The following is a 24973-nucleotide window of genomic DNA, read 5'->3' as shown; positions in this document are numbered from 1 at the left end:
AAATGAATCTTACATTTTAGTATTACAATCCTGTGATATATTATGCAATTGTATTACAAATATTACAGAATTATTACAACGTTTTATCAGGGATTATAGCAGAGTATTTTATGTCTGTCAAGTTTTAGGATTATCTCTCCTCCATTTATCCTATCTATCAGGCAAAAAAAGATGGGATTTCACCCATATTAAAGCCTTTTTTAGCCTTTTTTTGGGTTTCTCCCATCTCTTTTGTTTCTGTCATTATTTGTAACAATTTTCTGCTGTTACAAACGCTTCAATAATTCCTCTCTGGCATCTTCATATCCAGGCTTGCCAAGCAGAGCAAACATGTTCTTTTTATAACTTTCCACACCTGGCTGATCAAATGGATTTACACCAAGAATATATCCGCTGATCCCCACCGCAAACTCAAAAAAGTAGAACAGTTCTCCCAGATAAAATTCTGTCTGTTGAGGAACTTTTACAAGCAGGTTAGGTACATTTCCATCCGTATGAGCCATAAGCGTACCATTTAATGCACAATTATTAACAAACTCCATATTTTTACCTGCAAGGTAATTTAAGCCGTCTAAGTCAACCTTCTCCTCCTCAATTACAAGCTCTTCTCTTGAGGATTCAATTTCAATAACAGTTTCAAACATAATTCTGGCGCCGTCCTGAATAAACTGTCCCATAGAATGCAGGTCTGTAGTCAGGTCTACTGCAGCCGGGAATATTCCCTTCTGGTCTTTCCCTTCACTTTCCCCGTACAGCTGTTTCCACCATTCTCCTACATAATGCATAAACGGCTCATAATTCGACAACACTTCGACGGATTTTCCCTTTCTGTGAAGAATATTCCGGACAGCCGCATACTGCATCGCATCATTCTCTTCAAACTCAGACTCCATTGCCAGTTTTCTGCCCTGAGCCGCTCCCGCCATTAACTGATCAATATCAGCACCGCTGACGGCGATTGGAAGAAGCCCTACAGCAGTTAGCACGGAGAAACGTCCTCCTACATCATCCGGAACAACGAAAGTCTCATATCCTTCCTCAGAGGCAAGAACTTTTAAGGCCCCCCTGGCCTTGTCCGTTGTTGCATAAATCCTTCCCGCTGCTTCTTTTCTGCCATACTTTTCCTCCAGCCTCTTTTTCAGTATTCTGAATGCAATAGCCGGCTCAGTGGTTGTCCCTGATTTAGAAATCACATTGACAGAAAAATCCCGGTCACCGATCACATCCAAAAGTCCTTTCAAATATGTACTGCTGATACTGTTTCCGGCATAATATATTTCCGGGGTCCTTCGTAGTTCCTTAGGCAGATTATTATAAAAACTATGTCTTAAAAATTCAATGGCGGCTCTCGCTCCAAGATAAGAGCCTCCAATTCCAATTACAACAAGTACCTCTGAGTCCTTCTGAATTTTCCTGGCAGCCTTTTTAATGCGTTCAAATTCTTCTTTGTCATAAGCTTCCGGAAGATCAATCCACCCTAGGAAATCATTACCGGCACCGCTTTTATCCACCAACAGCTTTTTAGCGTCCTCTGCAAGCTTCTTCATATAAAGCACTTCATTACTGCTGATAAAACCGGCTGTTTTGGAATAATCAAATTTTATCTTGTCCATTGGAATTTCCTCTTTTCTTTTATAAAATATGCTACATTAATAACCAAATTGTAACTATCTTTATTCTAGCAAACCACCTATCTCTTTTCAAGAAAAAATTTCCTGTATTACACTGCCGAAAAGCTCTTCCTCTTCCTGCTTTTTCAACTTATTTTCCGGCTGTTTTTCCCGTATTTCAGCCGCCTTTACTTCTCTTTTTGATTCATTCCGGATCTGCTCCATTGAAAGCTTCATAACCTCTTTCGTCCGTTCATCTACTTTTTTTACTAATCTGGTATTTTTTCGTACTGATTTCAGCATAATTATCATAAGTAATAAAGATAGCACAAGTATTGCCAGTACGATTTCTCCCCAGAAATCTTCTATAACACCGGCAATTAAATTCATCCATTTTTCCATAAGATCCTCCTTCTTAATCAGTCAGTATCCAGCCATATTTTTAGCTCTGATACTGTTTCTTCTATATTATAAAGAATCTCTTTTTTTAATGGAAGACTGTCAGCGGGAGTTTTCGTCGCAACTTTCGACATATGCTTTACTTTATCGACAGCATTCTGCTTTTATGTTATTTTTCAGATAAAATTCTTCATTTTCTGAGGTTTTAAATGCATTCCTGAGAATCCTTGACTTTTCTCTGGTATCGTTTAATAATAAAAGTAATTACAGGATGTTATACATCTTTGATTTCTCATAAGAGAGGAGCCAAATATGAAAAGAATTATTATGACAGGCGGCGGCACAGCCGGCCATGTTACCCCCAATATCGCGCTTTTTCCAAAATTGCAAGAACTCGGATACGAAATTAACTATATTGGTTCATATAACGGTATCGAAAAAACTCTGATAGAAGAACAGGGAATTACATATTATGGAATTTCCTCCGGAAAACTAAGACGCTATTTTGACCCTAAAAACTTCTCCGATCCCGCCAAAGTTGTAAAGGGCTATTTTCAGGCAAGATCTCTGCTGAAAAAATTAAAACCGGATATTGTTTTTTCCAAAGGGGGCTTTGTCAGTGTCCCGGTTGTTCTGGCAGCTAAGCACGCAAAAATCCCGGCTATTATCCATGAATCTGATATTACCCCCGGGCTGGCAAATAAAATTGCCATTCCTGCTGCCAGCAAAGTATGCTGTAATTTTCCGGAAACGCTCAAACACCTTCCGGAGGGGAAAGCAGTATTAACTGGTTCCCCCATTCGAAAAGAACTATTTGAAGGATCCGCCAAAAAAGCTCTGGCCTTTACCGGACTTTCCGGAAATAAACCAGTACTGCTTATTATAGGCGGAAGCACCGGATCACAGTTTATTAATGAAACTGTCCGAAGGCTCCTGCCAGATCTTCAAAAAACTTATGATATTATTCATCTCTGCGGAAAAGGAAAACTGGATATCTCTTTAAATACATTTCCGGGTTATATCCAATATGAATATATTAATCAGGAACTTTCTGATCTGCTGGCACTGGCTGATATCGTTATATCCAGAGCCGGAGCAAACGCAATCTGTGAACTGCTTGCTTTGCGCAAACCAAATATTCTGATCCCGTTGTCTGCATCCGCAAGCCGGGGAGATCAGATTCTAAATGCAAACTCCTTCCAGAAGCAGGGCTTTAGCTATGTATTAGATGAAGATACTCTGACAGATTCACAGCTCCTTACTGCAGTTAAAACGGTCTCAGATAAAAAAGCTGATTATATTTCAGCAATGACTCACAGCCGGCAGCTGGATCCCATTTCCACAATAACAGATCTAATTGTGAAGCTCAGTCATTAACCCCCTTCACGTTTTCCTTATTATCTTCTTCCGATAATAAGGATTAAACTAAAAAGCGAACGATACATGCAGTTATAACCAGTCTTACTGGCCTTATCTGCATGTATCGTTCGTTTTATTATTTGGGTAAATCTATACACTTTTACCCTGCTCTTCTATTTTCTGAAAACACAAATAACCGGAACTACTGGATATCCATCTTACATGCATCTTCAAGAAGTCCTTGAACGCTGTCCATCTCCTCATCACTAAAAGAACAGGGCTCCCAAGCAAGCATTTTTCCATTACTTTCTCCCTGATATCTGGGAATCAGATGAAGATGGAAATGAAATACGGTCTGGCCTGCAGCCTCACCGTTATTCTGTACCAAATTAAATCCATCGCATTTTAACGCTTTTGTCATTTTATCCGTTAATCGTTTCGCCAAGACCATAGCTGCCGCAGCTGTCTCCTCCGGTATTTCATATATATTGGCATAATGCTCCTTGGGAAGGATCAGAGCATGTCCCTGTGAAGCCGGACTTGCATCTAAGATCACCCGGAACATTTCATCCTCAAAAATCGTTCTGGTGGGAATTGAACCATTGGCAAGTTTACAAAAAATACAAGTTTCATCTTTCATTTTTACCACATGCAGTCTCAAACTGCTTTCCTCCTTGATTCTTATTTTTAAGTATAATTACTTCTTTTTCTAAAATCAATGGTAATGCATCTTCTTTTTTCGATACATTAATATGCCAAGAAGAAATCCTGAACAAAGCCCTCCCACATGGGCCGCATTATCTACATTTCCTCCTACTGATGTAAAGCCAAAATATAAGGACAGGATAATCATAATCAGGAAACGCCGGATTGTCAGATTCTCAAAACGTCCTTTATTTCGAATGATCAAATACAGTAATGCGCCAATCATAGCAAATACGATTCCTGAAGCCCCGGCTGATATTGCAGTATCCCCACTATAAAGCATATAAAACATTGAAGCAGTGCTGCTTAAAACTCCGGCTGCCAAATAAAAAATAATATATTTAATCCTTCCAAATTCCTTTTCCAGATAACTGCCAAGGCAAACCAAAAGCAGCATATTATTAAATAAATGTTCCAGGCTGAAATGGAGAAAGCCTGATGTTACCAGGCGGTACCACTCTCCGTCAAGCACAGCCTGAGGATACATCGCACCATATTGATACATGAACAGCCCATCTTGAGTATCACCAGTAAAAGACAAGATAAAAAAGACGGCAGCATTAATAATTGCAAACGTAATATTCACTGGTGTTATATAGCTATTCTCACTGTTACCTCTATGCCCCTGACCACGATCCATTGCCACACTCCTTTATTGTGTTTATAAAGGGCACCTTAACATTTTCTTCGTATACTGTCAACAAAAGATATATTCTTCGTCTGCAAATAATATTCTGTCATTTTTTTCCAGTACTATAGCCTGCCGGTAAGCAAGCTCCTGACCGTTTACGAACGTTCCATTTGTAGAATTTAAATCTTCAATATAATAGTCCCCATTTTTTCTGATAATCCTGGCATGAACTCTGCTGATGGATGCGGAGCCTATTACACCCTGCACTTTTTTAGGATCTTTGCCGATTAAAAATACTTCTTCTTCCAGTAAAAAATCTTTTTCGTGTCCATTACCAGAATATATAAGACTGCTGATTACAAGCTGCTTTTCCAGATTCAAAAGCACGGTAGGAGTCTCTGTCTGATATTCTTCAGCCACATAGTCAGTCTCCGCCAGCTGACGTAAGACTTCCCCATAAACAGTTTTACCTGATTTATCCGCTTTCCTTTCGCCACCTCCAAACAGATGCTTTTTCAGCTCTGATATAACCTTCCTGCCCCCATGTTTCTCTTCATGTCTGCTATTCACCTCCCTCTGCATATTTTCCTTTTTCTCTTCTATATCTGTTTGGATGTCCGTTTTTACAGCTTCCTTTTTCTGAGGCAGATTAACACAATGCAGCAATTCCCGCACGGAACAGCATTCCTGAGTACTCTTTTCATATAGATCATATCCCATTCTAACCGCTTCCCGGTCAGTGTGATCTATCTTGGTAAGAATATATTCCATCAGTCCCTGGAGTCTTAAGTCCCCGTTCTTATGTCCTCCCGGAAGATAGCAGAATCTATACCTGCCGGTACTTCTATCCAGATAGATCATCTCCGGAAGATAACAGATATTCATACCGTCCAGCAAATACTCTCGAAGGTTCTGGTTTGTATCATATAAATCTTCAATCACTCTGCGAATACAGGATGCTTCTATATTATTATGTAGTTCAGATAACGTATCCAGAGAAGACATTCCCGTAATTTCATACCAATATTCTATCTTTCCGTCACTGATAATAATCTGCACTTCCAGGCATCCCGGAATCCTGTTATTCAACAACATTAACAATTCATAGTTTTCATAAGAATACTCAGCATCTTTAAGAATCATAAAACTTTCATTTAGATTTTTTTTATATTCAATTCTCACTTTACATTCCTCCAAAGCCCGTGCAGCAGCTCCTTCATCCATTCTTCAGACCTTAGAACTTTTACCGGATTAAATTCGGTAACCAAAGATACCTGTTCTGCCATGTTTTCTATTTCCCGGCATTGAGAAACTGAAATCTCAATCACAATAGCAACTATGAAAATAGCAATAGGAAAAATAACAGATGCTTCCACAGTAAATGAAGCCTTTAAAGGTATATTTAAATATCGAACCTTACTCATCCTCTAGCCTCCCGTCAAGAACGCCCGCACTACATATCCCGCAAACAGAAATGGTATGAATGCCAGTTGATCCTTCCATTTTTTCCTTTTTAATACGATAAATATCACACCCGCACATGCACATCCTAAAAGCCCGTATAGCAGTACTGAGACTGCCTCAAGAGCCCCCATATAAATTCCAATCCCAAGCAGGATGAAGGCGTCCCCTTCTCCGATACTGTCTCCTGTAACCTTACTGATTCCAAGCAGCAGCACACCAAGGAATATTCCTCCTGCTATATCCTCCAGAATATTTTCCTGCATCATTATTATTTTTAATATAACTGCTAATACACAGATTAGTGCAGTCATCCATAAAGGCACATATTTCTTTCTCCAGTCCAAAAGCCCTGTTATTCCCAGCAAAATTCCCATCAGTATATTTCCAGCCATTTTTATTCTATTCCTCTGCCATTTTCATTTGTTCCCATAGCACTTTGAACAGGCCCCCTTATTTCCGGTTTCACTTTTCTGTACACGATAAACAGTTCTTTTCAGCTTCCTGCAGTTAAGTCCTCCGTGATATTCCGTCCCATAATCTGTAATATATACCATTTCTCCGCCGGCATATTCTGTACAGGAACATCTGCTGTATTTTGACCCATCTTTATTTCTCAGCTTTGATATCTGTTTTACCGATACTGCCTGGATAGAAAGGTCCAGATATCTACAGGAAGCAGTTTTGTGATATACTTTCCCGGTTTCTGTAATATAGACCCACTCCTCTCCGGATTTTGCATCCTCCACCCACCCATTCCACTTTCTAGAGCTGACAGTTTGCACAACAGATACCGTTTGTTTAAAAAAAGCTCCCATGGGAAGATTAATCTGGTATCTGGCCCGATATCGCACAAATTTTTCATCACTCTGCAAAAGATCCAAAAAAATCCCCTGATATCCATTTTTAAAGTATTCTTCCGGGCACCCCTCCTGCTTTAAAATCTGGCGAATCCATCTATTTCCGACTGCACCATCCAGCATATGATTAGCAGACGATTCTTCAAATACCCCTGACACTGCCAGCCTTTCAGCTGCACAGCTCACAGCCTTTTCCACATGGACTTCTGCGCCTAAGACCCGAAAAAGCCCAAGAAACAATGCCAGGCAGAATACAAACAGAGGAAGAACAAAGGCGGCTTCAATTGTCAGGGAAGCCCGATACCGGATACAGAGCCGTGCCTTTGTGCACTTTAAATGCTGATTGAAATTATGGGTTTGTTCTGAATTTAACATAGAGAGAGATTTAATAGATTTTTTTCGTTTCAGATTATATTCCATGAGAGTTGATTTCCTGTCCTTTATATTATTTCAGCAGCACACAAGGGCACGGCTCTGCATCCGTCTTATTCCTGATAAGATACTTTTTTCGTCTGCCAAAAAGAATACTTTCCTGGAGATTTCTGCCCTATTGTAAATAATAATGAAAAAAGCTCCTCTGCTTCGTATGTATATCTGCATTCCATCTGCGAAATCATATGATCCATTTTAATATTCTCATTTAATTCAATAAGGTCCATACATCGAGATGTCACCTTCTTTTCTCCGGCTGTCCATAACAACATCTGAAGATATTCTTCATATGAAAGCCCCTGATCCTGCTTCTTCTCCCCTTTTGCTGCACCAAGCCTGGAAATATCCGTATTCCACTGCTCCTTTGTTTTTATAAGTGAAACCTTCTGCTCATCCAATAACAGTTTGACATCAGATATGGACTCTGCGTATGCCCAGGCGGCAACAAGTGACTGTTTAAAAACAGGTATCAGCTCCGGCTGTGCTGCCGCCAGGGCAATAGCAGTTGCCGCAGCCTGTATAACCTTCCCCTTTTCCGGATCTGTTTGCAGAAAAGCTATATTGGCAGCTTCCCGGATCAAAATCAGTCTTCTTACAACAACCTTCAAATTTTCCCGATCTGACTTTTTCCCTCCCAGTAGATATTCAATCTCATAATCCAATATCCGGTCTTTCCTGCATTCTGAAAAGTTCGAAAAATATTTCATTAAATATTGCTGAAAAAGCAGTCTCGTTTTCCAATCAGAGCCGCTATCTGAATCCCAGTTCCCCTTTCTAAGTGTCCGGTTAGACAATAGTTCCGATAAATCCGCTGATTTTGAAGATACCTCCTGCCCGGGCATTACCAGCGCCAAGATTCCTTTTGCCCGCATTTTTTCCACAGTCTCTATGGGATTCTCTGTAAGTTCCAATTCCGGAACTGAAATCCCAGCTGTATTGTCTTCTTTCGTTCCATTCTCATCTTTCAACTTCCCTGTAACCAGCAGATAGAGTTTATCCAGCATATCACTTCCAATTTCTTTTTTCATGATTGCTGCCGCCTGTTCTTTTAATGCCCTGCCAGCAGAATCCGAGGCCAGCTCAAAGGACCTGATCTGAAGGTTATTTAGCCGAAGGGGATATAAATCTGTCTGAATCTGTGCTGCATTCTCCTGATTCAAAAGATTCTCATCTGAAAGCTTTAATCCCCGGTTTTCAATATTTTCTATTCGAAACTGCTCTGTCTCATAGCTGCCGTCCAAAAACAGCAATTTATAATTTTCCCATAAAGGTCTGCTGTACTCTGCCATAACGGAATTTCCGGTCAGCGCTGCATCCATCTTTGCATATGCCCGCAGGCCAGAAACTCTGGCAGATTCAAGAAAAACAAAAATAACACTTATTACAAGTATCAGAATCATGCTCACAAAAACAGTGATGCTGCCTCTTTGCCTTTTCACAGCTTTCCCGCCTTATTTGTAATATTTGAAAATGTGTTATTGACCAGTGCGGTCAACTGTTTTTTAAAAATAATGATCAACCCGATAATCACCACTAATATAAGAATCACTTCCACCACGCCAATTCCATCTTCCTCCAGAAAAAATCTTCTGATTTCTTTTCTTAGTTCCATACGTAACCTCCTTAAAATGTTGTCACTGCCGGAAATAGAATAACTGCGAGAACCACAACAAGGATAAGCAGCATCGGAAATAATAGCTTTGTACCTGCCTCTTCTCCTATTTTCCTTGCCATATTTAATCGCTCCTCCTGAACAGTTTCCGCCTCCTGGGTAAGCAGCAGCCGCAAATCTCTTGTTCCTTTCCTTACATATTGGACAAGAAGAGAAACAAATTTTTGATAAGGGAGCAGCCCAATCCTCCTGCCAAACTTTTCATAAGCATAAATTTCCCCGCATCCATCCCGGATTTCCCGATAAGTTATTAACATCTCTTCCATATATGCCAGGGAGACCCTTTCTCCATTTTCCTGTTGAATCATATACTTCTTGACCATTCGTTCCCATGCAGAAAAAGGATTCATACCCGCCCCCATCAGGAGAGACAGCTGGGTAACCATCTGAGGATATTCCATCAATAACTGCTTCTCATGCCTCAGCTTCTTTTTTTTCTCATTCTCCCGCTTCCTGTAATACAGACACACTGCCGCCACGCCTCCTACAACCAAAAAATATACAGCGTCCTTATCCTTCTGCAGTTTCCACTGAACCTTCATATTCCCAATTGTATCCGGTAAAACAAGGGAATCCTTCTGCCTCGTCTCCTCCTCCCGTTCCTTTAAATAATTTTCTACCTCACTTTTTATTTTCTCCTGCCCCGTCAGCTGTCGCGGCATAACTTTAAGTCCAACCTCATATAAAAGGAGCTGATCCTGACAGCGAAATGTTACTGTTAGTACAACAACCGTGCCTCCACTTTTTATGTTCTCCGTATCTACCTGACCGTCATATCCAATCAGCTGGGGCTGGCTGCTCTCATACTCAGCATTTACCCGGCCTTCTGCCAGCAGTTCCGGCAGATACAAATCGGTCTGTACATTTTCCCTGGAATTGTTCTCCTTCAAAAACAATTCCTCAAACTCTCTCCTGGCACTTTCTAACAGTTCCCTGCATTCACTAATTGAATACTCTTTGGGATAAATCTCCAGTGGAATATCTATCTGCTCTCCATCCTCCATCTGAGCTGTAACATTCTCTATATAAGAGGTGTCTCCCTGGGAAGCTCTTGGTATTCCAAAACTTAATTTCCTCTGGCTCTCCATTATTTCCACACCGTAAAAGATCACTGCCATAAATAAAAATATTACAAATACAAGTACCGGTTTTTTTAGCTGCTTTTTCATACTCCTCCTGCTTATACAGTAATTCTCATTATCCGGTCTGCCCACAGCAGAGCCCCAATATACACCCCAAGACACCCCGTCATTACAGCTATGCCTGAAGCTGTATGATATAAAGGATCAAGATATCCGGGAGAGCCAAATCTGACATACAGCACAATTCCCAAAGGCATAATACTCATAATATTCTGTTCAAGCTTCCTGGCTGTTAACATCATCTGGATCTCTTCCTGAACCTGCACACTCTGGCGAATTTTCCCCGATGCCTGTTTCATAACTTCTGTAAGATTTCCGCCGCTGCGCTTTGCAAAACTGAAAATTTCAGCAAAACTCTGTATGCTGTCAATATCAGTCTCAACGGCAAACTGCAGGATTTGTCTTTCAATCGTTTCATTTACAGTAATTTTTTGATTCATCTGATGCAGCTTTTTTACAAATATTTCCTCTTTTCCATATAATTGTTCCAGGTCTTTTTCCGCTTCAATCCATGCGCGTTCTACAGAATACCCTGCTTCTAGAGCCGCCGCCGCACTATACAGACCATCCTGAAACTGCTTTTCCAGGCTGCGCCTTTCCTTCAGGCACCTTTCGCCATTTTTCTTTCGGGCATAAACCGGTAAAATCAAGCCTGCAAGCAGCAAAGCCCAGGGGGAATCATAAAACAGATAGGCAGCCGCTGTTGTAACTACAAACGCTTTCAGACAGTCAAAAACTGTCTCACGTCTTATTACTCCACTCCTGCTCTCTTTTCCTCTCCTTTGTTTTGTACAGAAAATCAAATGCTTCATCCCATCCACTTCTCTCCAGTTTTTCCCGATTCTGGAGCATACCGGTGCATTTCCAGCAACCTTTTACCTGATCTTTATCTGATATCTGCTCCCGAAACTGATACAGCGAATTTAACACAATCTCTCCATGATTCATTCCATTTACCTCTGAGATCTCAAGTATCTTTCTGCTTTTATCCCGAAGTCTTCCCAGATGAATCATAATGTCAATCCCCGATGAAATCTGCCCTCTGACAGCTCCTACAGGAAGATCCATTCCCATAAGCACCATGGTTTCCAGCCTGCTGAGCATATCTTTGCAGGAATTTCCATGTCCCGTTGAAAGCCCCCCGTCGTGACCTGTATTTAACGCCTGAAGCAGATCAAGAGCTTCTGCTCCCCTGACTTCACCCACAATCAGTCTGTCTGGTCTCATACGAAGCGCCGTTTTTATCAGGTGTCTGATTGAAATTTCTCCACTGCCGTTTACATTTGTGGTCCTGGTTTCTAGGCGGACCAGATTCTTAACACTTCTTAACTGCAATTCGGCTGAATCCTCTATAGTCACAACCCGTTCCTCCTTAGGAATAACCTGAGACAATGCATTTAACAGGGTTGTCTTACCTGAACCGGTCCCCCCGGAAATAAACAGATTATACCCGGCTTTAACAAGAAGGATAAGAAATCGGCTGATTTCCTTTGACAGCGAATTGAGTTCAATCAGTTTTTCTAGGGAAACCGGCCTGGAAGAAAATTTTCGAATGGTCAGATACGGCCCATCCAGCGCAGCAGGATGTAATACCACATTCACTCTTGAACCATCCAAAAGGCGGGTATCTACAATGGGCTCTGCCTCATTAACAGCCTTATTCGCCATACCAGCAATCTGCTGTATCACATTTTCCAGCTTTTCTCTTGATTCAAAGGACTTGTCCCAAGGAAAAATTCTGCCGTCTTTTTCATAAAAAATATGTTCCGGGCCGTTCACCATAATTTCTGTAATATCATCCCGGTCCAGCAGCTCCTGAAGAATATCCATCCTTCTTAAAGAGTTAAAAACCCTTGTTTCCACCTCAGACCGCTGGCTTAATGTCAGCAGATATCTCCTCCCATAGTCTGAGACTGCTTCCTGAATTAATCGCATTAATTCAGGATCCGAAGTATCTCTGCTTAAGTCCATCTGCGCCAGAATGCGCTCCCGCAGCGCTTCTATTTCAATATTCAAATTCTTTTCCAAAACGCTTTCTGATTTCACCTCCCATAGAACTATTTACCCACTGCTGCAATAAATGAAGTCCCGGCTCCATAGATAAAAGAGACGGTGCCGTTACCGTTTCATACGGAACAGCTTCCTGTTGATTCAATCTTTCTAAAAAAGTTCTAAACTCCTGATTAAGACACCTGCTGCAAACATCTCCCTTTTCCAGAGAGAATATGCGTCTGCATTGATTCAGCAGCCAGACACTTCCCGGAAACAGATTGCCCACCAGCCACACCACAGCATCCACCTGGCGGTATCCCCGGATATACCGAGTCAGACTTAAAAGATCATTTTCCTGCAGTTCATAAAGTATCATAGGATTTTCCGGCGGTTCCAGAATTCCAAGATTCTCTACCCATATCACACTTTGTCTTTGTTCCTCTTCTGTTGCAAAACCTGCTCTGAGCCTCCGAAATAAATCTCCGGTATCATGCGTATGCTCCAGCCCAAGCAGACTAGAAATTCCGCAAAACTCTGCTAATCCAACCCACATTACCTTTTTTTGTTCAGCCAGTATAGATGCCATGGCAAGACTATAGGGTATCATCATCTCATGATGAGCCGCTGATACAATTCCATACCACTCTTCCATTTCATCGGATTTCCTCTGGTAGACTCTGTTTTGTGGTCCAAACCTGGAAATGACAGTCCTGGCAATCGTCTGCACCGACTGATATTTATACAAATAGTAATCCCACCGGTTCTCATTATCAGAAACCGGTTCATACTCTTCGGAAGCCAAATAACAAAATTTTAGATTAGGATTTAACTTTTTTAATTCAAACAACGACAGATCTCCGGAAAGCAGAACTGTATCTTCTGTAAAATCAGGGTTTGAGATGATCTCCTCCCTGTTTTTAACCAGCCGGATCCCCGCCTGTTCCTGCATATAATATTTCAGTCCTGCCGCCAGGCTTTTAGCATATGTTTCTTCGGCATCATATAAAATCAGTAACAGCGCCGACATATTTCACCCCCATTGTCATTAAAAATCCGGACAACACGGCAATTGAAAAATGTATCTGCTGTTTCTTGTTGTCCCTGCCCGGATAATATTTTATTTTTCCTGTTGTAATTGTCTGTTGAATATAGCGATAAAAGCCCCATAGACTTTCAAAAAGATTTTTATTGATCAGCAATCTGCTGAAAGAAATGACGGCCCCAGCCGCAAATGAAAAAACAATACAGGTCACCAGATATTTAAATTCCTGAAAAACTCCGATTACCATAAATAATTTAATATCTCCTGCCCCCAGTGCACGAATTATAAACAAGCCACTACAGCATAATACGGGAAATAATACTCCGGCCAATAACCTTGCCGGCTGAATCTCTCTTTCTAAAATTTGAATCATAATACCAGCCAGCAGTCCGGCGGCAATCAGCCAGTTTTTAATTCGGCCCTTCCTGCAATCCATAATAACTGCACCGCTGATAATCAGCTGCAGCAGCAAATCCTTCCCGGATCCATTCACCTCACCTCGCTTTGTGGTATCAGTATAGCGCCGCCTGCTGTCTGCTGTCCATTGTCAAATTAACCAATCTAATTCCTTTGTATAGTTTTCACAACAATTGTATAAACAAAATACCATATAACAACACAAAGCCGCCTATCCCAAGGCTTCCAAGTGTCAAAGCACTAAATGCATTAATCCCCACAGCTACATCAATTCCTCTCTGGGACAAAAAAGCATTCAAGAAATAAACACCAATAAATCCCACTACAATGCGCACCATAAAATTCAGGAAAATCTCTGCTTTCCGCTTTAAAATCCCAATAATCAAAACCAGTACGCATATGCCCACCACCGCCAGCACCGCATATTTCATATTCATAGACATCCCGCCTTGTACTTCTTACCCTAATATATTATTTTTGTGGAATTTTATGCTATATTTCGTATAAATTTCCTGAATCCAGCTTATACTTATAAAAAAAGAAATTGAGAGGTGGTTAACTTGCTGAAATTATTCCGAAATTCACTCCCCCAACCCAGCGACCGTTCTGTCATATTAGAAGATATCGAACAGGCAAAATCAGATCTGGACTGCGCTTACATCAATTTCGAAAACGCAATTGAACCTGATTTAATTGACTGTTATATTTACCAGCTGAAATCAGCTCAAATGCGTTATAAATTTTTACTGGACTGTGCCAAACGCGCAGATTTAAGAGGAAGAAAGGACGTTGCACAAAACTAGCAACGTCCTTTTTTTCACCTGTCCAGATTCTCAGACACATTTATTTCAAATACGTATAATAGATACTTCCACCAGCGTCTATATCCTCCTTCGCCTGATCTAGAGATAATTTTTTATTGTTTCCTTCTAAAGGATTATAAACCCATACAGAATCTGCGTCATACCCGGTAATCAATACCGGACCAGCATCCTTTCCTTCCGTGTATACATAACTGCCCTCACCAACAAAATAAAGCACTTCATCCAGAGAACATCCGCTTACATTGAACACCCGGAACTCTTTTAGCTGGTTTTTCAGAATACTGTAAGAACTTTGTCCTTGTGAAAGCAGATCATCCGCATCAGTACTTAAATCCGCAGCATCCAGAATTGCATTCAAAGCCCTGGCTTTCTGACTGCTTCCTGCCTGAGTCTTTGGCTCCATAGCCGTATGTTTTTCCGCTTTTGCGCGTTCCCATACGTATCTTTGTTTGTTATCCACTACAACTCCCATATTACGGTCTGCCAGGGCAACCGCTTTTGCTGCACTATTTGTTGCAAGAAGCACATTCCCCTTTGCGTATACATAATACTGACTGGTAAACACAGTCTCATCCATAGTTACCACATTGGATTTCTCCGGAATAATCAGCTTTGAGGTCCTAAGTACAGTAGATTTCACATCCTTCGTATCCGCCAGCACCAGACGCATTTGTTTTTGTTTCTTTTCTGTAGTAACGGTGTCTAGATGTACCCGCTGACTCTCCTCTGCCTCCTGGCTTGTAATCGTATCCTTACCGGAGTTTTCATATGCTCCATCCTGGTAACGCATTAAATTCAAATAAATGGTTCCGTCAGAAACACTGACACTTCGAACAAAGTTCCCCGGCTTTTCATAAGTTTTTACAACTTCCTGGCTGTCCTTTTTAACTTCAAGAATCTGCACACTGTACATAGGAAAATTTTGACCGCTTTTTATATCACCGCTTTTTGCTAGTCCATAAATGCAGTCCGCACCCAGAAAACCAAGAGGTTTGATATAAGAGCCCTTCTCTGCTTTCACTTCACTGACTGTTTCCGTATTCAAATCCATAATATAGAGTGTATCGCTGGAATTTGTCTTTCCTTTCTCTACCCAGGCTAGATACCTTCCGTCATCTGACGCCTGATAGTTTCCTTCCTGAAGGCCTTCCAGCAGAACTCTTTCTTTCCTGGACTCAATGTCAATGGCATATACACAATCACCCACTGCCAGATAAAAGCTTCCGGAGTCACTGGTGTACATAAGCTGATTAATTTTTTCCTTCATTACCTGGTAGGAAACATTAGACGGAAGAAAGAGCCATTCTTCTACAGCATTTGTAATACTGTCATAATGGCAGACACTGATTCCCACCTGCCCCTCATGGTCACCGCTGTTCATATACCCATAAACAATAAAATCAATACTTCCGGTCTCTGTGGCTTTTACAATCTGAATATTATGCTGGTCATAATTACTTCTTGCATCTGCCATATCATCATTTCTAAAACTATATACTCTCGTCAGCTGTCCCGTTGCCTGATTATAACTCCACAACTCTCCCTCCTGAACGAAACAGACAATGCTTCCGGTCTCATTTGACCAGTAATCCACATCCTCCGACCGAATACCAAGAAGAATCGACTGACCCGAAATGCCGGCTGTCTCTTTGCTGAAAATTTCGTTAACGGTCCGTTCAAAATTCAGCAGATACATCCGCTCATTTCCCATTCTGACCCGGTAATACTCCTCCGTCCTAAAATAGTCTGTTCCGCCGTTCTCATCTTCCGCCGAAACAATCCCATATACGACAATCACCGAATAAGAATCATTCATTTCCTTAACGGACACAACCGGCTCTGTCACTTCTTTTACATTTAGATCTCCCCATGTAACCTGACTCAGCCGGTTCTCAATGGTCACCTTTTGAAGCGTTGTATTATCCGCTTTTAAACTTGGCTCCAGATATTTACTTAACTGTGAAGCTTTAGACGAATCCAGAGTCATATCATGAAATTTCTTAGCAAAATTCAAACATTCACTTACATTACGGTTTTCTTCACTCATCACTCTGGTATAATAGGAAATTGTCCTGTCTTCCTGCTGTACCTTTAAAATCATCAGATATTCCGTATCTGCTTCCATAATATCTGCCAGCCTGATACTGGAATTAACCTGATCATCAGCCGTACTATATTCCATCTTATCCTGTTTGTCCACCAGCCGTTCTGTGTCCAGACTTCGAATTTCATAAGACAGCCCGTCAATCTCGCTTCCAAAAGTCTGTATATTAAAATTCAAGACCCGATCTGCCCCAACCGGAGCAATGGCATCCCGCATAGTCAAAGCATCCATTTCATCAACATAGCCATGAAGTTCATTAATCAGAGTATTGTTCTGCTCAAGATAAACAACCGGAAGCCGGGGCTTTGCCATATCGGTTGTCAGATCCCTTATCTCACGGTTTGTCAGGCGGAAAAAAATCAGCAGCGCTGCTGCGAAAACTACTAATAGTATAAAAATCTTTTTCAGTGTTTTACTCATCCTTTCCCTCCTTACACAGTCTATAGAGAGCAGGATTTATATGGAAAAATTCCATCAGTTCCTGGATCTGTCCCGTATTTCCCTTCTTTCCATTCTTAACACCGCGGATCAGCAGGTTCTTCGGCGTATGTTCCATATCAATAAACTCAAGAATCTGAACCTGATAACCTGCCGCTTCCAGCAGTCCGGCCCTTACACCATCTGTCAGCAAAGCCGACAGGCGTTCCTTTAATAGGCCATATTTTAAAACCGGTTCCATCAGTGCATTATGTATCTGCCCATTTAGTTCATGCTGGCAGCACGGAACCGACAAAATCACCTTTGCATTCCATCTTACAGCCTTGTCCAGTGCAAAATCAGTTGCAGTATCACAGGCATGAAGGGTCACCACCATATCCACCTGCCGCACTCCTTGATAGTCGGCAATATCACCCATCAGAAAATCAAGCTTTTCATAACCATATTTTCGGGCCAGCTGATTGCATTTTTCAATAACTTCTTTCTTTAAATCCAGTCCAATAATCCTGATATCATATTTCATGAAGGTAATAATACATTGCAAATGTCAGATATGATTTTCCGCATCCGAAATCAAGAATCACAGCCTCCCTGTTTGTTGGCAGCTCCGGAACAATGTCCTGTATAAATTCCAGAAAACGGTTGATCTGCCTGAATTTATCATACTTCGCATGTACAATTTTTCCCGCCGGTGTCTGAACCCCAAGATCTATTAAGAAAGGAATTTTCTCTGCCGGATTCAGAATATATTTTTTACTTCTGTTATGGGACAGGTCTGTTTCACAGCCCGCAGCAGTCCCTCCCGTTCTTTTAATCGTAATCTTCCCCTTTTTGCTGATTAATATATGGATATCCGCACTTTTATGAAATACCTCCATCTGCTTCATAGCCTCCATCCATTGTAAGACACGCTGTGTCATTTCATCTGCGGAAAGATTCTGATGATATATCTTTTTTTCATAATATTCACTGGCCTGAAAAACCAGCTGATTCCGGACCATAACCGGCCGAATCTGTATTTTTAATATCCCGTCTTTTTTTCTGGGATTACTGATAATTATTTTTACAAGTTCCCTGTTTAAGCAGGAAGCCAGTATTTCTCTGATTTGTTCCATATAACTCCTTCTTTTTCACGGTGAACCTTTATGCAGCCGGTCCACCGCAAAATTAACGAATTTTCTATACCATAATAGTTTAATTGCTTTGTAAATAAACCTCAACTGTAAAATCATTACTTTTTTCTAAATATTTCTTGAATATCGTTGCCGCCAAGCACTAATACCATCTTCTGCACCGGCGATACCTGCAGCGGCGTTTAAAAATTTCCTGAATCATCATAACTTCAATCAACTGATACAAGCTGTCCTGTTCACAGGCCATCCCCTGGAGCTCCTCCTGCTCTGTCAGCTTTTTGTAGATTTTTCTGCACAGCGCCTTCACGGAATATCTGTCCGGATATTCATCAAACATCATGCTTCCTTCATATTCCATACGGTCACAGATATCTTCCACCGCATCCTGCACCCTTCTGGCTTCTTTCGGATACATCTCCTGCAGCTTTCTGCTGTCTCTTTCATATTCTGCCTCTTCTAAAAGAGCATTCTGAACAGGATATGTCATATAAAAAGGCTGTCTGTACCCCTCTTGATATCCGTCTAAATAGCCATATAAATTACGCCCAAAATCCATAGCATCCTCCGGGGCTGCTTTTTATAATATCATATGCATCTGACGTAAAACTGCTACTGCTTTTTGTCAATGATTTTCATTGGCTTAAAAATATGTTATTCTTATTTTAAAATAATCTTACTGAAAAAGGAGTCCACCATGAATGATTTTGAAACCTTTCTTACCGCTAACAGCAGCGCACTTGGAATCCACCAATATGGCTTTTTAGAAACCTCACAGCTTTCTTTTTCCGAGGGCGTCCGCTCACTCTGTGAAATGAATGCCTGCGGGCACTATAATACTACCTGGGTCTGTCCTCCTGGCGTTGGCACTTATGAAGAATGCAGAGACCGCATTATGAAATACAGTCATGTATTTGTATTTTCCAGCAAACATGATCTTGAAGATTCCTATGATTTTGACGGCATGATGGCAGGAAAAGACAGACATAATGAAATCTGTGAGGCTGTCCTGAAACAGTTTCGAAATTTTTACCCAAAAGACTGCCTGATACTGGCCGGGGAAGGATGTTCCCGTTGTGCTAAATGCACCTACCCGGACTCCCCATGCCGATTCCCGGATCAGGCATATCCCTCCATCGAAAGCTATGGTGTGGAGGTAAACCGTGTAGCAGCCACTACCGGAATTAACTACATTAACGGAGCAAATACCGTTACATATTTTGGCTGTATCTGTTTTGACAAGGTCTAAAATAACTTTTATCAAGAAAACTTTATCCCCCACGGCAGGTTCCCCCAAAAAGAGCCATGCATGCCGCCGGCTGTAATCCCCCAATAATCTGCTGCAGAAAGGAGACGCTATGGAGCATGAACTTTATCTGGAAAAATTAAAATCCAGCATTAATATACTTTCAGATATTCTGGATACGGAAAATTACGGAATGTGTATTGTAGACCGTCAGGGACGCATTGTTGTATGGAATTATGAGCGCTTCTTTCATCTGCGTGCCAGTGAGGTACTTGGAAAACCTGTGACGGAAGTTCTTGAAAATACACGGCTTCACATTGTAGCCAAAACCGGAAAAAAAGAACTTTTTCAGCTCCAAAAAATTAACGGAACAAATGTTATTGCAAACCGTATTCCGATTTTATACCATGGAGAAATCATAGGCGCTGCCGGAACCATTATTTTTAAAGACACCAGAGAACTTGGTGAGCTTTACAGCCGGATCGAAAAAGTAGAAAACAGTTTTAAAGCGTACCGCAGTGAGATTGCACAGATGTATCGGGCAAAATACACATTTAATGATATTCATACAGAAAATGATAAAATGATTTCTCTAAAAGAATTTTGTCAGGTTGTAGCCCAATCAGATGCTTCCATTCTGATTCGCGGAGAAAGCGGAACAGGAAAAGAGCTATTTGCTCAGGCGATACATAACGGAGGCGCTTCAGCCTCTTACCCATTTATTAGTATTGACTGCGCTGCAATCCCCAAAAAGCAGTTAGAGGCAGAGCTGTTCGGTTATGAAGGAACGCTATTTAACGGCGGCGAAACCAAAATCGGAAAACTAGAGCTGGCTGACCAGGGAACTGTCTTTTTAGACGAACTTGGCAGTATGTCCCTGGATATGCAGGCCAAATTGCTGCGCGTACTTGAAACCCGGGAATTTGAAAAGTCAGGCAGCAATAAAAAAACAGTCTTTAAGGCCAGAGTTATTGCAGCCACAAATGAAGATCTGGAAAAAGCAATAGAGGAGAAACGTTTCCGCAGAGATCTTTATTACCGTATCAACGTAATTCCTGTACAGATCCCCCCCCTGCGTGAACGCATGAATGATCTTCCCCGCTTGTGCCGGGTTTTAATCCCTCATTCCAGATATGGATACAGCCGCAAAAACCTTAATGTAGCAGACAGCACTATGAAAATATTATTTCAGCACAGCTGGCCCGGTAACGTCAGAGAACTTCGAAATGTTCTGGAACGTGCAGCCATTGTCTGCAGCAGCCAGGAAATCCTCCCGGAACATCTGCCGGAATATCTTCAAAAATATAACAGCGGTCCTGCTAACGCCGACGGAAAAAGTGCTTATCGACAGGAAATTGAAAATCTGGAGCGGCGGCTGATTCAAAATGCACTTCAGAATAATCACGGCAATAAAATGGAGGCTGCCCGCCAGCTGGGAATCCAGCGATCTCTTCTATATAAAAAGATCAGTGATCTTGACATTAAAACAGACTATTCTAAATAGCACAAAAGTTCAACAGGGAACCTCATTTCCCTGTTGAATAAGCTGAATAAAGCTATTCATCTCGCATTTTCAGATTCCATTCTCCACCTCATTTGCTTTCGGTTACTATGAAAATTGCCCAAAATCCTTTTCTTTGTGTCTATAATATATACATCCTGTTTTTTATACCGTCTTTTTTATGTACTATTTAAAAAAAGCTATTTTTAAGGCTTTCCTGCAAATTCGGAATTTATCCCCAAAATTGTTTTCTCTTATATGTCTATTTTTTATACACTTTTTACTTTTTTTCTTAAAGTTTTTTTGCACACATATTATGTATTTTTCCTGATTTTAACGTATTCCCGAATTTTTTAGTCAAAGTTTATAGAATTTCCCAAATAAAATGCTATAATAGTACATATCTGATAGCTCAGGATAATCTAAAAGCTGATTTACCTCTGCCTGTACCGGAAATGCAGATCAGTTTTTAAATTTCATAAATTTATATTATATTTCAGGAGGCTTCACAATGGCAAAAACAAAAGTAATTTCTGCAAAAGAAGCTGCAACTCTTGTAAAAGACGGTATGACCGTAATGATCGGCGGTTTCATGACAAACGGAACTGCTGAATCTATTGTTAAAGAAGTTGCGGCAGCAGGACCAAAGGACTTAACAGTAATTTGTAACGATGCAGGTTTTCAGGGCGTTGGTACGGGAAGGCTGTTAAGCAACGGACAGATTAAAAAATTAATCGCATCTCATGTAGGTCTGAACAAAGAATGCGGACAAAAATTCAGCGCTGGTGAGCTTGACCTTGTATTACAGCCACAGGGAACGCTTGCAGAGCAGGTACGGGCAGCAGGAGCAGGTCTTGGCGGATTTTTAACACCAACAGGACTTGGCACAACAGTTGCCGACGGAAAAGAAATTGTTACCGTTGACGGACAGGATTACGTACTGGAAAAACCTTTAAAAGCTGACGTTGCAATCGTTCAGGGATTTATTGCCGACGAATCCGGTAATATCCGTTACAAAGGTTCCACTCGTAACTTCAATCCATTAATGGCATCTGCTGCAGATACTGTTATTGTAGAAGTGGAAAAAATCGTTCCGGCCGGTGAAATCGGACCTGATTATGTGGAAACTCCACACATTTACGTTGATTACTTAGTATTAAAGGAGGAAGCATAAGATGGAAAGAAGCGAGATCAAACCATTTATCGCAAAACGTGTAGCAAAAGAATTACATGATGGTGATGTTGTAAACTTAGGTATCGGTCTTCCTACTATGGTTCCTGATTACCTTGACCCAAGCGTAAAAATCACATTACAGTCTGAAAATGGTTTTATTGGTTTAGCAGCTGTAGATCCGGAAAATCCGGATGCTGATTACATTGTAAATGCAGGCGGACAGCCGGCAGGTATTGAAAAAGACGGTATGTTCTTTGACAGCGCAACCTCTTTCTCAATCATCCGAGGCGGACATGTTGACGCAACCGTACTTGGTTCTTTACAGGTAGATGAAAAGGGAAATATTGCAAACTGGATTATCCCTGGAAAAATGGTTCCCGGTATGGGCGGAGCCATGGATCTTGTAGTTGGTGCAAGAAAAGTTATTGTTGCTATGGAGCACACCCAGAAGGGCGCACCAAAAATCTTAAAAGAATGTACCCTTCCATTAACAGCAAAAAATCAGGTTAACATGATTGTTACTGAGATGGGCGTTATGGATGTTACTCCGGAAGGCATTGTTCTGAAAGAGTACAACCCTGAATTTACTGTAGAAGATATTCAGGCTGCTACAGAAGCTAAGTTAATTATCGCTGACGACTTAAAGCCAATGATCTAATTAACAAAAAATTACCGGCACAGATTTCTGAGGGAGAGATCATGTGCTGCACAAATGGAAATTTTTCTTAATTATAGGTGGAGTATATAATATAAATATGAAAAGAAAATCCCGTACTTCCAGATTTTTTAGGGGAGCAAAAAAGTCTGGTCTGGGTTTTTCGAAAAGAAATCCCCATAGAAAAACACAAGTCGACAGTGTTTTTCTATGGGGATTCTTTTAGTACCATATAAGTTAAGAGATAAAGTACTAATAGCATGCTTTATCTCTTACACATACATATTACTAAGAATCAAGTTTTACAATTCTTGCTTTTCTATTACTTGTTCTAGGACTAAAAATCAATTAAAATTAGTTCTAGAAAATCATAGATTAGTCATAGAATTTAGTCATAGAGACTTTTGAAAGGCGGAATAATATGATATATACGGATAAGCAATTGAAAGCAAAACTTCTTTATATGGTAGAATCTTTTGAAAATGAAGTGATAGAGTTTAAAGAAGCACGAGCAAATTACTCATTTAACGATATTGGAAAATATTTTTCAGCACTTAGCAATGAAGCAAACTTGCGTGGATTACAAGAAGCATGGCTGATTTTTGGGATTTCTGACGATAGAAGATATGTCGGAACAGCATTTAGAAAACAGGGAAATTTGCAAAGCCTGAAAAAAGAAATAGTCAACGGAACAAATGAAAGATTAACATTTCTTGAAATATACGAATTAACAATGGAAAAATGTCGAGTAATTGCATTTCAGATACCACCAGCAATTAGAGGAATTCCGACAACGTGGCAAGGCGCAGCATATGCAAGAGAACATGAATCTATATCACCACTTCCAATGAATAAGGTAGATTTGATCCGGAGTCAGATAGGCATGGATTGGTCTAAAGAGATTGTAAAAGAAGCTACCATAGAAGATTTGGATCAAGATGCAATAAAAAAAGCCCGAGAACTTTTTTCTAAACGACAAAATGATCGAAAAAAAGCACAGGAAATTTTAAGAAAATTATCTGACATAGAGGTTTTAAACAAAGCCGGTATTACCATAAAGGGGAACATTACTAGAACAGCATTGCTGTTACTTGGAAAAAATGAGTCAAAATTCTATTTTGACGGATTCATCCCAAGAATCACCTGGACTCTTTATAATGCTGATAATTCAGTAAAAGCATATGAACATTTTGATATGCCAATGTTGCTGGCAGTAGATAAGGCATATTCTAAAATTAGAAATGAAAAATACCGATATATTACCGGACAACAAACATTGTTTCCAGATGAAGTAGATCAATATGAGCCGGAACTGATTAAAGAGATTATCAATAACTGTATTGCTCATCAGGATTATCGTTTACGTGGGAAAATCAACGTAGAAGAATTTGAAGACAGACTGGTATTCATCAATGAAGGAGCTTTCATACCAGAAACCATCGAACAGGCATTAGAACCAGGATACAAGCCACCGTATTACAGAAATATGTTTCTTTGTAATGCCATGGTAAACCTGTATATGATTGACACAAATTCAATGGGAATTCCGATGATGTATCAGATTCAGCGTGATAAATGCTTTCCTTTACCAACCTACGACTTAAACACGATTAATAGAGTAAAGGTTACTGTGTATGGGAAGATATTAGATAAAAATTATACTCAACTTTTATACTCCAATGAAAATCTAGATATGAGAACAGTGTTTTTGTTGGATAAAGTTCAAAAGCAGGAAGTGGTTTCTAAAGAAAGCTTTAAACAGTTGAAGAAAAATGGTCTTGTAGAGGGACGTTATCCTAATGTTTTTGTTTCTTTTAAAGTTGCAGATATGGTTGGGCAGAAGGCCGAGTATGTTCGTAATAAAGGTTTAGATGATGATATTTGTAAGCAGTTGATTGTAAAAGCACTGCAATCAATGGGGAAAGCCAGTAAAAAAGATTTAATGGCAGTTTTAGAGAGGGCTTTGCCAGAAGTACTGAGTGAAGAACAGAAATCGAAGAAAGTTTCAAATTTATTACAGGCAATGAAACGGGATGAAATTATTGTTACAACTGGAACTAATAGGTATGCAAAATGGCATTTAAACAATTTGAAACAATAATTTTTTGAAAATTGCATGATCCGAAGGATTTTCCACGGGAGTATCCCATCATAAAAAGTGACCTTCTGTAATTGATAT

General features: G+C 40.5%; 25 protein-coding genes and 1 pseudogene. 7 read left to right on the top strand and 19 right to left on the bottom strand.

Annotated elements, in window-relative coordinates:
• Positions 1-266: 266 nt before the first annotated feature.
• Positions 267-1613 carry a glucose-6-phosphate isomerase gene (locus OCV88_RS06065; RefSeq protein ID WP_158424680.1) on the bottom strand — a complete coding sequence of 449 codons (1347 nt, stop codon included), beginning with the start codon at positions 1611-1613 and terminating at the stop codon, positions 267-269.
• Between the two features lie 87 nt (positions 1614-1700).
• Positions 1701-2012, bottom strand: a complete 312-nt coding sequence (locus OCV88_RS06060) for a hypothetical protein (protein ID WP_158424679.1) — start codon at positions 2010-2012, stop codon at positions 1701-1703.
• Positions 2013-2321: 309 nt separating this feature from the next.
• Between OCV88_RS06060 and OCV88_RS06055 the strand changes: the two genes are divergently transcribed.
• Positions 2322-3386 carry an undecaprenyldiphospho-muramoylpentapeptide beta-N-acetylglucosaminyltransferase gene (locus OCV88_RS06055; RefSeq protein WP_158424678.1) on the top strand — a complete coding sequence of 355 codons (1065 nt, stop codon included), beginning with the start codon at positions 2322-2324 and terminating at the stop codon, positions 3384-3386.
• Positions 3387-3570: 184 nt separating this feature from the next.
• Here OCV88_RS06055 and OCV88_RS06050 read toward each other — a convergent pair whose 3' ends face one another.
• The 14 genes from OCV88_RS06050 to OCV88_RS05985 all read right to left on the bottom strand — a co-directional run bounded on the left by OCV88_RS06050 (position 3571) and on the right by OCV88_RS05985 (position 14159).
• Positions 3571-4008 carry an HIT family protein gene (locus tag OCV88_RS06050; protein WP_158424989.1) on the bottom strand — a complete coding sequence of 146 codons (438 nt, stop codon included), beginning with the start codon at positions 4006-4008 and terminating at the stop codon, positions 3571-3573.
• A 75-nt stretch (positions 4009-4083) separates the two neighbouring features.
• The gene (locus OCV88_RS06045) at positions 4084-4713 is read right to left on the bottom strand and encodes a rhomboid family intramembrane serine protease (protein WP_158424677.1); all 630 of its coding nucleotides are present in this window, start codon (positions 4711-4713) and stop codon (positions 4084-4086) included.
• A gap of 57 nt (positions 4714-4770) precedes the next feature.
• A complete protein-coding gene (locus OCV88_RS06040; protein ID WP_262590814.1) occupies positions 4771-5886 on the bottom strand; it encodes an FHA domain-containing protein in 1116 nt (371 codons plus the stop codon).
• Positions 5883-6128, bottom strand: a complete 246-nt coding sequence (locus OCV88_RS06035) for a hypothetical protein (protein WP_158424675.1) — start codon at positions 6126-6128, stop codon at positions 5883-5885. The genes OCV88_RS06040 and OCV88_RS06035 overlap by 4 nt, the downstream gene beginning before the upstream one ends.
• A 3-nt stretch (positions 6129-6131) precedes the next feature.
• Positions 6132-6560: a prepilin peptidase gene (locus tag OCV88_RS06030; protein WP_158424674.1), complete on the bottom strand. Its 429-nt coding sequence runs from the start codon at positions 6558-6560 to the stop codon at positions 6132-6134.
• Positions 6561-6584: 24 nt separating this feature from the next.
• Complete coding sequence (locus OCV88_RS06025) at positions 6585-7445, bottom strand: pilus assembly protein (RefSeq protein ID WP_158424673.1); 861 nt, start codon at positions 7443-7445, stop codon at positions 6585-6587.
• Between the two features lie 65 nt (positions 7446-7510).
• On the bottom strand, positions 7511-8896 hold the full coding sequence (locus OCV88_RS06020; RefSeq protein WP_158424672.1) for a DUF5702 domain-containing protein: 1386 nt from the start codon (positions 8894-8896) through the stop codon (positions 7511-7513).
• A complete protein-coding gene (locus OCV88_RS06015; RefSeq protein ID WP_158424671.1) occupies positions 8893-9069 on the bottom strand; it encodes a Flp1 family type IVb pilin in 177 nt (58 codons plus the stop codon). Before OCV88_RS06015 ends, OCV88_RS06020 begins: the two co-directional genes overlap by 4 nt.
• A gap of 11 nt (positions 9070-9080) precedes the next feature.
• Positions 9081-10298, bottom strand: a complete 1218-nt coding sequence (locus tag OCV88_RS06010) for a hypothetical protein (protein WP_158424670.1) — start codon at positions 10296-10298, stop codon at positions 9081-9083.
• 11 nt (positions 10299-10309) lie between these two features.
• Positions 10310-11083 carry a type II secretion system F family protein gene (locus OCV88_RS06005; protein ID WP_158424669.1) on the bottom strand — a complete coding sequence of 258 codons (774 nt, stop codon included), beginning with the start codon at positions 11081-11083 and terminating at the stop codon, positions 10310-10312.
• Complete coding sequence (locus tag OCV88_RS06000) at positions 11013-12242, bottom strand: TadA family conjugal transfer-associated ATPase (protein WP_158424988.1); 1230 nt, start codon at positions 12240-12242, stop codon at positions 11013-11015. The genes OCV88_RS06005 and OCV88_RS06000 overlap by 71 nt, the downstream gene beginning before the upstream one ends.
• A gap of 34 nt (positions 12243-12276) precedes the next feature.
• A complete protein-coding gene (locus OCV88_RS05995; protein WP_158424668.1) occupies positions 12277-13290 on the bottom strand; it encodes a hypothetical protein in 1014 nt (337 codons plus the stop codon).
• The gene (locus tag OCV88_RS05990; RefSeq protein ID WP_158424667.1) at positions 13262-13798 is read right to left on the bottom strand and encodes a prepilin peptidase; all 537 of its coding nucleotides are present in this window, start codon (positions 13796-13798) and stop codon (positions 13262-13264) included. Before OCV88_RS05990 ends, OCV88_RS05995 begins: the two co-directional genes overlap by 29 nt.
• An 88-nt stretch (positions 13799-13886) precedes the next feature.
• Positions 13887-14159 (bottom strand): pro-sigmaK processing inhibitor BofA family protein, encoded by a 273-nt coding sequence (locus tag OCV88_RS05985; protein ID WP_262590810.1) that lies wholly within the window; start codon positions 14157-14159, stop codon positions 13887-13889.
• A gap of 123 nt (positions 14160-14282) precedes the next feature.
• Here OCV88_RS05985 and OCV88_RS05980 point away from each other — a divergent pair, with 123 nt between their 5' ends.
• Positions 14283-14525, top strand: a complete 243-nt coding sequence (locus tag OCV88_RS05980; RefSeq protein ID WP_262590809.1) for a YaaL family protein — start codon at positions 14283-14285, stop codon at positions 14523-14525.
• Positions 14526-14565: 40 nt separating this feature from the next.
• Here OCV88_RS05980 and OCV88_RS05975 read toward each other — a convergent pair whose 3' ends face one another.
• The 3 genes and pseudogenes from OCV88_RS05975 to OCV88_RS05965 all read right to left on the bottom strand — a co-directional run bounded on the left by OCV88_RS05975 (position 14566) and on the right by OCV88_RS05965 (position 18777).
• A complete protein-coding gene (locus OCV88_RS05975) occupies positions 14566-17070 on the bottom strand; it encodes a hypothetical protein (RefSeq protein WP_158424666.1) in 2505 nt (834 codons plus the stop codon).
• Positions 17063-18203, bottom strand: a pseudogene (locus OCV88_RS05970) (class I SAM-dependent methyltransferase). The gene OCV88_RS05975 and the pseudogene OCV88_RS05970 overlap by 8 nt, the downstream one beginning before the upstream one ends.
• 160 nt (positions 18204-18363) lie before the next feature.
• Positions 18364-18777, bottom strand: a complete 414-nt coding sequence (locus OCV88_RS05965; RefSeq protein ID WP_158424665.1) for a hypothetical protein — start codon at positions 18775-18777, stop codon at positions 18364-18366.
• Positions 18778-18915: 138 nt separating this feature from the next.
• Here OCV88_RS05965 and OCV88_RS05960 point away from each other — a divergent pair, with 138 nt between their 5' ends.
• The 5 genes from OCV88_RS05960 to OCV88_RS05940 all read left to right on the top strand — a co-directional run bounded on the left by OCV88_RS05960 (position 18916) and on the right by OCV88_RS05940 (position 24895).
• Positions 18916-19467, top strand: coding sequence for a DUF2284 domain-containing protein (locus tag OCV88_RS05960; RefSeq protein WP_262590807.1), 552 nt, complete (start codon positions 18916-18918; stop codon positions 19465-19467).
• Positions 19468-19576: 109 nt separating this feature from the next.
• Complete coding sequence (locus OCV88_RS05955) at positions 19577-20968, top strand: sigma-54 interaction domain-containing protein (RefSeq protein ID WP_158424663.1); 1392 nt, start codon at positions 19577-19579, stop codon at positions 20966-20968.
• 508 nt (positions 20969-21476) lie between these two features.
• Entirely contained in the window at positions 21477-22139 is a 663-nt protein-coding gene (locus OCV88_RS05950; protein ID WP_158424662.1) for a CoA transferase subunit A, read from the top strand.
• A gap of 1 nt (position 22140) precedes the next feature.
• Positions 22141-22797: a 3-oxoacid CoA-transferase subunit B gene (locus OCV88_RS05945; RefSeq protein ID WP_158424661.1), complete on the top strand. Its 657-nt coding sequence runs from the start codon at positions 22141-22143 to the stop codon at positions 22795-22797.
• 418 nt (positions 22798-23215) lie between these two features.
• A complete protein-coding gene (locus tag OCV88_RS05940) occupies positions 23216-24895 on the top strand; it encodes an RNA-binding domain-containing protein (RefSeq protein ID WP_158424660.1) in 1680 nt (559 codons plus the stop codon).
• Positions 24896-24973: the final 78 nt, after the last annotated feature.

This window comes from Brotonthovivens ammoniilytica (assembly GCF_025566885.1).
Classification (GTDB): Bacteria; Bacillota; Clostridia; order Lachnospirales; family Lachnospiraceae; genus Brotonthovivens; species Brotonthovivens ammoniilytica.
Note: the sequence above shows the minus strand (reverse complement) of the source record. Positions and strands in the feature narration are given on the sequence as shown.